Annotated in this window: 11 protein-coding genes, 1 tRNA gene and 1 other RNA gene; 7 read left to right on the forward strand and 6 right to left on the reverse strand. The window is 43.6% G+C overall.

The window, feature by feature from the left end; genetic code table 11:
* Positions 1-49 precede the first annotated feature (49 nt).
* The 3 genes from CEW93_RS02550 to CEW93_RS02560 all read right to left on the reverse strand — a co-directional run bounded on the left by CEW93_RS02550 (position 50) and on the right by CEW93_RS02560 (position 3,311).
* On the reverse strand, positions 50-1,246 hold the full coding sequence (locus CEW93_RS02550; protein WP_089539265.1) for a phosphoglycerate kinase: 1,197 nt from the start codon (positions 1,244-1,246) through the stop codon (positions 50-52).
* 99 nt (positions 1,247-1,345) lie between these two features.
* Positions 1,346-2,002, reverse strand: a complete 657-nt coding sequence (locus CEW93_RS02555; RefSeq protein ID WP_089539266.1) for a thiamine phosphate synthase — start codon at positions 2,000-2,002, stop codon at positions 1,346-1,348.
* Between the two features lie 121 nt (positions 2,003-2,123).
* Complete coding sequence (locus tag CEW93_RS02560) at positions 2,124-3,311, reverse strand: D-alanyl-D-alanine carboxypeptidase family protein (protein ID WP_089539267.1); 1,188 nt, start codon at positions 3,309-3,311, stop codon at positions 2,124-2,126.
* 443 nt (positions 3,312-3,754) lie between these two features.
* On the opposite strand from CEW93_RS02560, the gene CEW93_RS02565 reads away from it, so the two are divergent.
* From CEW93_RS02565 to CEW93_RS02575, 3 genes are all read left to right on the forward strand, one after another.
* The gene (locus tag CEW93_RS02565; protein ID WP_089539268.1) at positions 3,755-4,393 is read left to right on the forward strand and encodes a response regulator; all 639 of its coding nucleotides are present in this window, start codon (positions 3,755-3,757) and stop codon (positions 4,391-4,393) included.
* A gap of 116 nt (positions 4,394-4,509) precedes the next feature.
* Positions 4,510-6,198 carry a nitrogen regulation protein NR(II) gene (locus CEW93_RS02570; protein ID WP_089539269.1) on the forward strand — a complete coding sequence of 563 codons (1,689 nt, stop codon included), beginning with the start codon at positions 4,510-4,512 and terminating at the stop codon, positions 6,196-6,198.
* Positions 6,199-6,314: 116 nt separating this feature from the next.
* The gene (locus CEW93_RS02575) at positions 6,315-7,949 is read left to right on the forward strand and encodes a sigma-54 dependent transcriptional regulator (protein ID WP_089539270.1); all 1,635 of its coding nucleotides are present in this window, start codon (positions 6,315-6,317) and stop codon (positions 7,947-7,949) included.
* Between the two features lie 33 nt (positions 7,950-7,982).
* Here the strand turns inward: CEW93_RS02575 and CEW93_RS02580 are convergent, their stop codons facing one another.
* Both CEW93_RS02580 and gpmI read right to left on the reverse strand, forming a co-directional pair.
* A complete protein-coding gene (locus tag CEW93_RS02580; protein WP_089539271.1) occupies positions 7,983-9,263 on the reverse strand; it encodes a S41 family peptidase in 1,281 nt (426 codons plus the stop codon).
* A 1-nt stretch (position 9,264) separates the two neighbouring features.
* Positions 9,265-10,818, reverse strand: a complete 1,554-nt coding sequence (gene gpmI, locus CEW93_RS02585; protein WP_089539272.1) for a 2,3-bisphosphoglycerate-independent phosphoglycerate mutase — start codon at positions 10,816-10,818, stop codon at positions 9,265-9,267.
* Between the two features lie 150 nt (positions 10,819-10,968).
* On the opposite strand from gpmI, the gene ssrS reads away from it, so the two are divergent.
* From ssrS to ybeY, 4 genes are all read left to right on the forward strand, one after another.
* Positions 10,969-11,160, forward strand: a non-coding RNA gene (gene ssrS, locus CEW93_RS02590) — 6S RNA.
* A 104-nt stretch (positions 11,161-11,264) separates the two neighbouring features.
* Positions 11,265-11,340: transfer RNA gene (locus CEW93_RS02595), tRNA-Asn, on the forward strand.
* A 201-nt stretch (positions 11,341-11,541) separates the two neighbouring features.
* Complete coding sequence (locus tag CEW93_RS02600) at positions 11,542-12,648, forward strand: PhoH family protein (RefSeq protein ID WP_089539273.1); 1,107 nt, start codon at positions 11,542-11,544, stop codon at positions 12,646-12,648.
* Positions 12,638-13,195 (forward strand): rRNA maturation RNase YbeY, encoded by a 558-nt coding sequence (gene ybeY, locus CEW93_RS02605; protein ID WP_089539274.1) that lies wholly within the window; start codon positions 12,638-12,640, stop codon positions 13,193-13,195. The genes CEW93_RS02600 and ybeY overlap by 11 nt, the downstream gene beginning before the upstream one ends.
* Positions 13,196-13,209: 14 nt before the next feature.
* On the opposite strand, the gene CEW93_RS02610 is transcribed toward ybeY, so the two are convergent.
* The gene (locus CEW93_RS02610) at positions 13,210-13,473 is read right to left on the reverse strand and encodes a hypothetical protein (protein ID WP_089539275.1); all 264 of its coding nucleotides are present in this window, start codon (positions 13,471-13,473) and stop codon (positions 13,210-13,212) included.
* Between the last annotated feature and the right edge of the window lie 12 nt (positions 13,474-13,485).

Genomic DNA, 13,485 nt, shown 5'->3' on the forward strand with positions numbered 1-13,485 from the left:
AAAGCCTTGATGATGGATTTGGGCTTGATAAATGGCGGTACTGTGTCTATTAATTATCCAGTGCTTTGATGGCAGGCAGCTCTTTACCTTCTACAAACTCCAAAAACGCTCCGCCACCTGTGGACAAATAATCTATTTTATCTGCCACGCCGTATTTATCAATGGCAGCTAAGGTGTCGCCACCGCCTGCAATGCTAAATCCTGCACTGTCAGCGACCGCTTGACAAATAATGGCAGTACCTTCGCCAAATGCGTCCACTTCAAACACGCCCACCGGACCATTAAATAAGATGGTTTTGGCGTTGATGATATGTTTGGCAAGCTGTTTGGCACTGTCTGGGGCGATGTCTAATATCATGTCGTTTTCACCAATCTCATCTACCGATTTGATGATGGCGGTCGCTTTGGCAAGTGAACCCAAAAAGTCATCAAAATCAATCTCACCTTTGTTCGCCACCACCACATGAGTGGGTAGCAAAATTTGGGTTTTGCTCATGATGTCTTTGGCAGTGTCCACAAGGTCGCTTTCATATAAAGAAGCACCGACATTTTTACCACTGGCAACCAAAAAGGTGTTGGCAATACCGCCACCCACCAAGATGCTATCGCAAATTTGGGCAAGGCTGTTTAATACATCTAGCTTGGTAGAAACTTTTGAGCCACCCACGATTGCCAAGACTGGCTTGGTGGGATTATCCAACGCTTTGGCAAGTGCATCAAGCTCAGCAGAGAGTAAATTACCAGCACAAACAGGTTTGCCATCTTTGATACACGCTTTGATGACCCCTTCGGTTGATGCTTGGGCTCGGTGTGCTGTACCAAATGCGTCCATCACAAACACATCACACAAATTGGCATAGTGTTGTGATAACTCTGGGCTGTTTTTCTTTTCGCCCACATTAAAGCGGACATTTTCAAGCAGCACCAACTCGCCTGCTTGTACTAACACGCCGTTTTGTAAATAATCGGTGCTAAATGCCACATTGACGCCTAATTTATCCGCCAAATAAGTTGCAATCGGTGCCAGTGAATATTTGCTTTCAGGTTCACCTTCAGTAGGTCTACCCAAATGCGAACACACAATTACCCCTGCCCCTTTATCAAGACAAGTTTTGATGGTAGGCAAAGATGCCTGCAAGCGAACATCGCTCATAATCACGCCATCTTTAATGGGGACGTTTAAATCTTCACGGATAAGGACGGTTTTGCCTTTTAAATCAAGTTCGGACAAATAAGTGATGGTCATGGGCGTTCCTTTAATTTCATCAAAAAATTAAAATAAAAATCAGCCTATTCTAGCATAATTTTGGATACTTTTATCATTTTTGACCATGAAAAATGAAAATCAATACCACGCCTGCAAATACCTATCCCAAGCTCGGCATTTGATGGCAATATCAGACAAGCCATGCCCCATGATGTCGGCGGTGATGGCGATATAATCCAGTCTTGCTCCTGCCAGATTGTCTCGCAATATGGGGGCATTATCCAAAGTAATCCCACCAATCACGCACAGCGGAAAACCCAAAGCGGACGCACGTTTTAGGCTATCAGGACTGACAGTTTTGGCTCGTGGTTTGGTGATGGATGTAAACACCGTTCCCATCGCCCCATAAGTTGCCCCGTCTTTTTTGGCTTCCTTAAATAGTGCCATATCGCCATGACACGTTCGCCCAATCACCACACCATCGCCCAGTATTTGGCGTGCCACTCTTAGACTGCCATCTCGTTGCCCCAAATGCAATCCTGTACCAAAATGAGACGCAAGCTCCAAATTATCATTCATCACCACGTCCACACCATAGCGGTCAGCCAAACTCACCAAAAGCTCTGCTTCTTGGTATAAGCTCACAAGGTCTTGTAAAAGCGTGTTTTTTCGACGGATTTGCAACAATGACACCACACCTGTATCAAGGACACGCTCCAATTTATCCAATAGAGTATCTATGGGGTCATCATTGGTCAATAAATACAGCTTAGGTGGCAAATTTTGTTTGGTCATGGCACACCTTGACAAAAATAGGCAAAAATTGTCTTATTTTCCCAAAAATTTTCACCCATGTCAAAAACACTCACCACAAAAAAAGACTTGGCACACACCAAGTCTTTATATCTGGGCAACATCAGTTGAGATAAGCCAGTTGGGTTAGGATGTTTTCAGCGTCATTCCAACGGTTGTTAGAAGCACTTGCCCCCAATAGCACCACCACCGCAGGACGATTATTAACGTGTGTCTCCATCACCACACAGTAGCCCGCTTCACGGATATAACCCGTCTTAGATGCTCCAATGGGATAGTTGCCTGCACGCACCAAACGGCTGGTGTTATTAGCTTTATAGACACGAGAGCCAAAATTGTAGTTTTGGATATGAAAATCATAGCTGCTAGAAGTTGAAAAACTACGCACTTGTTGATAGCGGTTATCGCCATTGATGGTACGCATCATCTTAACAAGATCAGATGCTGATGACACGTTGCGTGGGTCTAGCCCTGATGAATCTGAAAAACTGGTTTGGGTCATGCCAAGACTGGCTGCTTTTTGGTTCATCGCTGAAATAAAGGCTTGATAACCCCCCGGATAAGTACGAGCTAGGGCTTTGGCAGCAGGGTTTTCTGACTTCATGAGCATCAGTAGCATAAACTCACTGCGACTCATGCGGTCGCCTGCTTTTAATTTGGTGCTGGCCTTTTTTGCCCCAACCAAATCAGAAGCGATGAGCGTAATCTCTTCACCCATATTAAGATCTGCATCCACCAACACCATTGCAGTCATCACTTTGGTGATGGAAGCAATAGAACGTTTGGCGTTGGTGTTTTTTTCGTAAATGGGCTGACCTGTTTGCAAGTCAATCACCGCCACGGCTGCCGAACTGGGACTAACCGCCAAGCGACCCAAACTGCCATAACTGGCACCATAACCATTATAAGTGTTGTAAGTTTGGGTGTTTTGGGTGCTGTTTTGATTAAAACTATTGGCCGTGCCAGTATATGCCTCACTATATGTATAGCTTGGTGTGGTGCTTTGCACGCTTGGGTAAGTGCGAGTGGTAACGTTGGTCGTGGTGGCAGTGGTAGATGCTGTTGGTGCTGGTACCTGAGTGGTATTAGTTTGGACATAACGGTGCACTTCGGGGCGACTTGGGACATTGTGCACCTTAACCGCCTTCATGCTATCGGCATTACCTTTACCAATATAGATGGTTTTTTGTTGGCTGTCATCAATTAATAACGCCTGTGCCGGTGTTATGCCAACAAAAACCAATGCCAAGCCAAGAGATGTACTAAGCTGTTTTTTTGAAAAAGTATTCATCTTTCACCTACCTTTTTTAAAAGTACGCCAATCATCATTGGCATGGATTAAATGATTAAAAATCATTCAATTTATAATCTTGTTTTAACTTTATTATTTTAACACAACATATTTAATTTTCTATTGCCAAAGGTCGGAAAATTGCGTTAATTTGTAAGAAAGTTTTTATCAGCATTTACGCTAAAATCATGATAATACAACAAAAAATTACCATTTTCATTTATTAAATCAATCAATTTATATTATATGCTGTTTATCAGTTGATAATGGTTTTTTAATTCAGATACATTTTACCAATAAAACCCATGTATAAATTCGGTATAATATGTTTGTTAATGTCAGTAATGATATTGCAATTTTAAAGCCAAGCTTATTTATGGATACATTTTTCATCATAAACGCAACATTTAAATGACAATTACCAACCCTACCAAGGAAAGACCATGACCATCAAAGTATTAGTTGTTGACGACCATGAGTTGGTTCGTGTGGGTATCACAAGAATGTTAGACGACCACCCTGAGCTGTGCGTCATCGGTGAAGCAGACTGTGGTGAATCTGCGGTTATTGCATCTAGGCAATTATCCCCTAACGTTGTTTTATTAGATGTCAATATGCCAAACATGGACGGCATAGAAGCCACTCGCCGCATCAAGCAAGTCAGCGATACCATCAAAATCCTTGCTGTGTCAGGATATAGTGCCGAGCCTTATCCATCATTATTGCTAAAAGCAGGTGTACATGGCTACATTACCAAAGGCACACCCATTGATGAGATGATAAAAGCCATCAAAAAAGTGCACCAAGGGGGAAAATATTTTAGCCACGAAATCGCCGAACAGCTTGCCCAAGGCTACCTAGACGACAAAACAGACCCCTTAGCAGTCTTATCAGAACGTGAAAAACAAGTGCTGATGATGGTGGTGAACTGCCAAAGCCCCCAAGAGATTGCTGAGCAACTGTTTGTTAGTGTCAAAACTGTCAATACTTATCGTTATCGCATTTTTGAAAAACTGGGCGTAGACAGTGATGTCAAGCTCACTCATTTGGCAATGCGTCATGGACTTATCCAAACCAAATAACCGCCAAACCATACCGATAAGCACATTTTTACTTTGATTGTATGGATATTTTTGATAAGGTGTGCCACATACTGATACTTGTGATACACAAATGTTGTTAGATTTGTAAATTTGCCATGTATGCCACTTTTTATCACTACTTAGGTCAAACCCAACGCATCATCAAATCGTTATGGTTTTATTTTGCTGATGTTTCGGTAGAATCCTTAGCATCTGATGCCAAAGTGCGTCAGGTGGGGCTAATTTATAGTGTGTATCGCTTTGTCATCAGCACCTTTTTAATGCTGACAAGTTATGCAGTCATCAAAACCAAAATCGTTGCTTCTGCACCCAGCTTGGTAGAATCCATGCTTGTTAGCAGCTACTTGGTGCTTAGTTTGTTTTTGCTGGTGCTGTTTTATATCGTACCCACATTTGCCAGACGGCAATTACTGCTTGGTTTTTTTGCTGATATTATTCTTTTGACTGCCTACTCCATTCATGGTAATATTAGCGATTTACAAATCATTTTGCTTTATATGATTGTGGTATCTGCCAGTTTTATGGTGTTACCACTGTCTCAGGCTGGGATTTTGATTACATTTAGTGTGATTGCGATTTTATATCAGCATATTTTTCAGTCATTTTCATCACGAGATTTTGGCTTAACATTGAGCGAAAGCCTACTGTTGTCTATTTGTATGGTAGCAGTGGGCTTTTTGAGCTGGTCGGTGTCCCAGCGTTTGACCAATGCCGAAAAATCCATCGCCAAGCAAGCCCAAGAAGTAGAAAAACTCAATATCATCAATCACATTGTCGTCAAAAACATGGTTAATGGCGTATTGGTCATTAACGAAAACAGAGACATTGTGATGGTAAATGAGACCGCCAGACGCTTGTTACGCCTGCCACATGCTGACCTAGACATTTACAGCTCTCCCAAAAAGATGGTGGATTTGGCACGCCTTATCGTGGAGCTACACCCTGCACTCATACGCTGGTACCGCACCATCAACCCAAATTTAACCGTCTCGTGGGTTTATGAACTGCCTCCTCACCGCAACAACACCTCAGACAAACTTCGCTTAAATAACCGCCCCTTATCCACCTATGGTCAGCTTATCATCATAGAAGACATCGGACGAGAGCAAAGCCACGCCCAAAAGCTCAAACTAGAAAGCCTAGGACAACTGTCCGCCAGCATCGCTCACGAAATCAGAAATCCCCTTGGGGCGATTAGTCAAGCCAGTCAGCTTCTGATGGAAAATGCCAAAGATGGTGATGATACTGAGCTGTATCAGATGATTTTTCAGCAAACTCGCCGTGTCAATGACATCATTCAAGACGTGCTTAGTTTGTCTCGCCAAGAAATCCCTGAACAAGAAGCCATCAACCTGCACCGTTGGATAAATGATTTTGTGGCACAGCATTATTATGACAAAAACATCCTAATCTACACCCCACAACATCAAAACATCATCATTTATTTTGACCCAAATCATCTTGAACAAATCATGATAAATTTGGTCAATAACGCCCTACGCCACACCATACCCACCATCGGCAGAGCAGATGTAGAGATACACATTCATGCTTATTCAAACGAACAAGCATTGATTGATGTGATTGATAATGGCGATGGCGTACCTGATAACGAAATCTCACAGTTATTCCACCCATTTTTTACCACCAGCAAAAAAGGCACGGGACTTGGGCTATATCTGTCGCAATCATTTAGCGAAGCCAATAATGCCAAAATCCGCTACCTAAAAGACACACGTAGTTGTTTTCGTGTGATTGCTTCCACCCAAAGACGCACAGGGTAAACGCTCAAAAAATAAACATATTGACACTCAAACGGTATGATTTTTGTATCAAACTTAAACTTTGTGTAAAAATGCTTTATAATAGCAAGATTAGAATAATTTGAGATTTTCTTACCATGCAAAGTAACCCCACTGCCTTGATTGTTGATGACGAAGTTGACCTTTGTCGTCTGATGCAAATCACCCTAACCAAAATGGGCATTCAAAGTGATGTGGCTTATGACATTCAGACCGCCAAGGATTGTTTGGCTCGTCGGGTTTATGATTTTTGTTTGACCGATTTGGCATTGCCTAACGGTTCTGGTATGGAGCTTGTTCAACAAATCACCAGCACCACTGACACGCCTGTGGCAGTCATCACCGCTCATGGTAATGACATGGTTGCCATTGAAGCAATGAAACTTGGGGCGTTTGATTTTGTCAATAAACCCCTAGAATTGCCACGTTTGCGTGTTTTGGTAGAATCTGCCCTAAAAGCTACCGCCGACATTCGAGCAAGCACGCCTGATAGCACGCCCACGACAGCCAGCACCCCAGAAACCCAAACACCAGCCACACCACCTGCTCAAAAATATCATGGCGACCATCTGCTAGATGAGCGACTGATTGGCGAAAGCTTGCCCATGCAACAACTTCGCACCACCATCAAAAAACTTGCTCGCTCCCAAGCCCCTGTATTTTTATGGGGTGGCTCAGGCACAGGTAAAGAAGTGGTTTCAAGACTCATCCACGATCTAAGTCCCCGCCGAGATGGTAGTTTCGTTCCTGTAAACTGTGGGGCAATACCGTCAGAGCTGATGGAAAGCGAGTTTTTTGGGCACAAAAAAGGCAGTTTTACAGGGGCGACATCAGACAAAATCGGTCTGTTTCAGCAAGCAGATGGGGGTACGCTGTTTTTAGATGAAGTGGCGGATTTGCCACTTGCCATGCAAGTCAAACTCCTGCGTGCCATCCAAGAAAAAACCGTGCGTGCCATCGGTGATACCAAAGAAGTGCCTGTGGACATTCGCATTGTTTGTGCCACACATAAAGACTTGGCAGCATTGGTGCAACAAGGGGCGTTTCGTCAAGATTTGTTCTATCGGATTAACGTCATTGAAGTCAAATTACCCTCTTTAAACGAACGCCGTGATGACATACCCATGCTGGCTCGACACTTTTTGGGCTTGATTGCCAAAGATTGGGGGTTGGATAATCTGTCTTTGGGCGATGATGCGATACGTACGTTATGTATGCACAATTTTAAAGGCAATGTGCGAGAATTACGCAATATCCTAGAACGTGCCGTAACACTGAGCGACAGTAGCGAGATAAATGCCCATCATCTCATGCTAGAAGATGATGATGTGGAAGTTTTAAGCTTTGATGAGCCAATGGAATACATGACCGATACAGGCATTGAATTGGTTTATGGTCAAAAATCACCCTATCACGATAGCCGACCCACTTATACGCCACAGCCCATCATCAAAGACACCAAAACCACCTTTAAAACAGGGCTACAAATCACCGCCACTGCCAATTATGGCACCAAAAAGAGCGATGAAACTGGTGAAACGCCCGACCCTACTCTACCCCAAGAAGGGTTAGAAGCCTACCTGTCCGAGCAAGAAAAACAGCTCATTGCCACCGCCTTGGTCAAATCTCATGGCAACAAAACCCAAGCTGCCAAACTGCTTGGTATGACCTTTCGCCAGCTTCGCTATCGTATGGATAAACTTGGTTTGGGCAGTGATGATGACGAAGATTAAATGCAAAAAGGGCAAATCGCCCTTTTTTTATTTTTAGAATCCACCCACAGGGTCAATTTTTATGCCTTGTGGCAGTCTTGCCCCGCTCATTAGCACCAAAGCTTGATGTAGCCAATCGTCTTGGGTGGCATAATAACGAGCCGTTGTGATATGATTGGTCAATGACACATCAGGCACAACGCCCACACCATCTATCTGCCCTTCATTAGCTGTCAAATAATGAGCCGTGGTCAGTTTAACCGCTTGGTTATCACCGATGGGTATGACCGACTGCACCGAGCCTTTGCCATAACTACGTTCACCCACTACTAGGGCTCTTTTTTGAGCTTGCAAGCTACTGGCTAACACCTCAGACGCTGATGCAGAATAGCGATTTTGCAGTATCATGACGGGTAATTCTGATAAAAATGGCACACCCTCAGTAGAAAGCACTTGCTCTATGCCATGTCGCCCTGCCACTTTTGCAACAGTTTGATTTTTCATAAACAAAGAAGCAACCGCCCCCGCTGACTCTAACACCCCACCAGGATTATTGCGTACGTCCAAAATCACCCCTGCTATTGGCACATCTGCATGAGTCAAACTGTCTAAAATTTGCTCACGAGTATTGTTTTGAAACACAGGGATTTTAACCACCGCCATGCCATCATACATGGTGGTTTCTATGTTGGTTTTGACAGTATGGGTGCGCTGCAACGTCATGGTTTTTTTTAAACGACCCGCCTTTGATATGGTGATGTCCACCTGCGTGCCTGCAATACCACTTAACATTTGTGCCACATCATTGGCTGATTGGGCATTGGTGAGTTTGGTTTCGCCCACTTGGTGCAGATAGTCCCCCACCATCACGCCCATATCTTTTGCAGGAGAGCCATCTGCCACCACATTGACCACCCAATGATTGTCAGCTTCTTGCCACACCACCGACAGCCCAACATTTGCCACATTGCCTGCGGTAAAGGATTTTAGGTTGTTAAAAGCAGTTTCGTCCAAAAATTCAGCATGGCGGTCAAGTTTGGTCAGCATACCACCCATAGCATTTTTAAAAAGAAGCTCATCGCTGGTCTCTTCCACATATTCTCGACGCACCAAATCCACCACTGACACAAAAGTTTTTAGGGTGTTGGGCGATAAAGCATTTAAAGGCACACGTCCTTGATGAAGTCCTTCTATGTCATGCAAAGGATTGGGTTTGGTTTGCAGCACCGTGAGTGTCATCTCATCGGTCGCACCAGCACCATCATCAGACTGTGCCATCACCAATGATGGCACTATGATGGCAATGATGGCTGTGATGATTTTTTTTTGTATCATGTTAGCCAACCAATAAACTTTCGCCTGTCATCTCGCTTGGCTTTTGCATACCCATCAGATACAGCAAAGTGGGAGCAACATCACATAAACGCCCACCTGCTCGCACACTTACGTCTTTATCACCCACATAAATAAATGGCACAAATTCAGTTGTGTGCTGAGTATGTACCTGCCCACTATCATAGTCCTGCATTTGTTCACAGTTGCCGTGGTCAGCAGTGATGAGTAGATGACCATTCATCTGGCGTACTGCACTTACTATCTCACCAATACAAGTATCCACCGCTTCTACCGCTTTGACCGCCGCATCAAACACACCTGTATGCCCCACCATATCGCCATTGGCATAGTTGATGATGACCACATCAAACTCACCTGACAATATCGCTTCTTTAAGTTTATCGGTTACTTCAAAAGCACTCATCTGGGGCTGTTCGTCGTAGGTTTTGACGTTGGGACTATTGACCAAAATTCGCTTTTCGCCCTCATACAGCTCTTCACGCCCACCACTAAAAAAGAAAGTAACGTGAGCATATTTTTCAGTTTCGGCAATGCGTAGCTGGGTTTTGCCGTGGTTTTGTAAATATTCACCCAAAGTGTTTGCCAAGCTGGTAGGATAATAAGCCACGGTTGTTTTATCGTTTTGCTCCAACTCATCAGAGTACTTGGTCATCATCACAAAAGCAGACAGATTTGGTATGACTTTACGCTCAAAACCATCAAAATCGGCATTGACAAAGGCTTGACTGATTTCTCTGGCTCGGTCGGCACGAAAATTCACAAAAATCACGCCATCATTATCAGCGATTACGCCGTTGTCATCAATGATGGTCGCTTGGATAAATTCGTCTGTCTCACCGAGCTCGTACGCCTGTGCCACAGCATCGCTTGCTGTGCCTGCTTGTCGCACCGCTTTTGCTTGGGTCAGCAGGTCATAAGCGGACTGTACTCTGTCCCATCGCTTATCTCTGTCCATCGCAAAAAAGCGTCCAATACAACTGGCGATTTTGGCTTCGGCTTGATAATCTTTGCTTAATTGTTGTAAATAATTTTCCAAATCCGCCACATAACCATCGGCAGACTTAGGCGGTGTGTCTCGCCCGTCCAAGAACGCATGAACAAATACCTGACTTGCCCCTTGCTCTACCGCCAGTCGTGCAGCCGCTTTGATGTGGTCAATATGAGCGTGCACACCCCCATCTGACAACAGACCCAAAATATGCACCGCACCTTCATTATCCACCGTATTTTTAACGGCAGTTGTCAGCACATCATTGTTAAAAAAATCGCCTGTGGCAATGTCATTCATGATGCGTGTAGAGTCTTGGAACAAAATTCGTCCTGCCCCCAAATTCATATGCCCCACTTCGGAGTTGCCAAACTGACCATCAGGCAAACCCACATCCATACCAGAACCTGAAATCAGTCCATTAGGACAACTGGCAATCAAACCGTCCAAATTTGGGGTGTGTGCTGCATAAACAGCGTTGTCTCGTGGGTCTTCTCGGTGTCCAATACCATCCAAAATCATCAGCACATGGGGGATTTTTTTCATGGGTAAACCCTTTATTTACAAATTAAAAACATGATAAAACAATCGCCATTTTATCACAAAATACTCAGGCTTGTTAAACTTTTGTCATCACCACAGCCCCAAGAAAACTCACTTAAAATCTTGAAAATGTCATTAATTTATCGTACAATGGCTTTACTGAAACATTCGCCAGTTGAGAATACACCTGAGCCGATAATCACACTTAAAGGGCGATGACTGTTTGTTGTGGTGTGTATGCCCGCATTCTTTGAATGTATCGGGAAACCTGAAACAACAAAGATTTGCCCGCCTTGAACTTCATGGTTCATGGGCAACACTTGACAGCGGTGTTTCGGTCTTTTATGATTGTTATGGCAGATGATTTCATAAAATTTAAATTTTTTAAAAATTTTGCTTGACAACACAATAAAAATCTATATAATACGCAATCAATTGCTACAAGCTATTCCCCAATAGCTCAGTCGGTAGAGCATCGGACTGTTAATCCGTGTGTCCCTGGTTCGAGCCCAGGTTGGGGAGCCATATTTCAAAAAGCCTTTTCTAACGAAAGGGTTTTTTTATTTTTTAAATTACACACCAAAAGACACAGATATGATAAATCCCATCACATTTAATTATGGTTATTTAATTTTATGGCGAGATGATGGCTGTGGCTTGATTTTTTTGTATTTGTAGTTATTATAACAGCATATATATTTAGCATTTTATTTAAAGGACAATCATTTGACCATTTCACGCACCTTGCATTTTGACCTTAGCCCCCAAGAGCTTCGCACCTTGCTTGGCGAATACAATATCCACCTAAAATACCTACAAGACCGCCTTGACATCAACATCATCAACCGTGGCAATGATTTTACCATCACAGGTGATTTGACCAAAGTGGAGCAAGGCGAGTATGTGTTGAGTGAGCTGTTTGAGCTTGCCAAAACCACTGATGACATCACGCCTGATGAACTGCATTTAATTATCCAAGCCAGTATCGCCCAAAACCCCACAAGCACAAACACTCACGCCCCCATCAGTCTTTCCACTCGCAAAGGCAAAATCACTCCCAAGGGGCATAATCAAGCCGAATATGTACGCAATATTTTATTATCCGACATCTCATTTGGTGTGGGACCTGCTGGTACAGGCAAAACTTATCTGGCGGTGGCGGTGGCAGTAGATATGCTAGAACGTGGCGAGATTGAGCGGATACTTTTGGTGCGACCTGCGGTAGAAGCAGGCGAAAAACTGGGCTTTTTGCCGGGGGATTTGACCCAAAAAATTGACCCTTATTTACGCCCTTTGTATGATGCTTTGTATGAAATGCTTGGTTTTGAAAAAGTGGGCAAACTGCTTGAACGCCAAATCATTGAAATCGCCCCACTTGCTTATATGCGGGGACGCACTTTAAACAACTCTTTTGTGATACTGGATGAAGCCCAAAACACCACGCCCGAACAGATGAAAATGTTTTTGACGCGGCTTGGCTTTGGCTCTCGTGCGGTGATTACAGGGGATACATCACAGGTGGATTTGCCACGTGGGCACAAATCAGGATTGACCCAAGCCCTTAAAATTTTATCTAATATCAACGAAATACACATCACACAATTTACAAGCCGTGATGTGGTGCGACATCATTTGGTACAAAAAATCATTGATGCTTATGACGCCCATGACATCATAGAAAACCAAGCCCAGAGCGAGCGGGCTGAGATTCGCAAAAAACAGCGTCAAGAACAAGAGCTAAGCCGCACACTAAATGCCCTATCTTTTTTAAACAGCATGAGCAACAAAAAAGAAGACACCAGTACAGACAAAGGCACAACTGATGACCAATAACACCGTTGAAATCAGCTTTGGCGATGACGTGTTGGCATTGGCAACATCGCCCTTGTATCAACAAACTCATTTAGCCAACATTCTTTATCATGTCCTGACGTATATTGCCGATAAAATCACAAATGGTTTGGTGTTGCCTTATTTTATGTTTGATGACAGCTTAGATGGTCAAGACTGGATAAATTTGCCAAAATCCTTAGACATTTATATCTGCGACAGTGATGAAGGACGTGAGCTAAATTTGGACGCTCGTGGCAAAGATTATGCCACCAATATTCTATCTTACCCAAGTGGTCTGCCCAATGAGCTATTTACCGCCATGAAACAGATACCACTTGGTGAGTTGGTGATTTGTCATGATGTTTTGCTACGTGAAGCCACCGAGCAAGGCAAAAGCATGGATAAACATCTTACTCATCTTGTGGTACATGGGATTTTACACCTATTGGGCTTTGACCATGAGCTTGGGCAAGATGAACAAGATGAAATGGAAGGTTTTGAGATAGAAATACTGGCAGGATTGGGGGTGGGCAACCCTTATGACTAAACTTATTTAAAGCATTATTTTTCCAGATAAATGTAGGTGATGTCATCGTATCCGCTTTTGATTGGCGTAACAGCATGAATGCTCCACCCCGCTTTGGTCAGAGCATATAAAGTCGTCTGTTTATAATTATCAGCATCGCCAATTTTACAATTTATCTTGGTTAAAGGCTCAGTAGCATAAACCCCAAAACCATGACAAACAGCCACTTCCTTTGCCGTTGCCACACCACCAAACGCACCTGACAGCATGATTGCTGTTGCCATAACACATCTTTTCATCATCACTCCCTA

The organism is Moraxella sp. VT-16-12 (assembly GCF_002224245.2).
In the GTDB taxonomy this organism is placed as follows: Bacteria; Pseudomonadota; Gammaproteobacteria; order Pseudomonadales; family Moraxellaceae; genus Moraxella.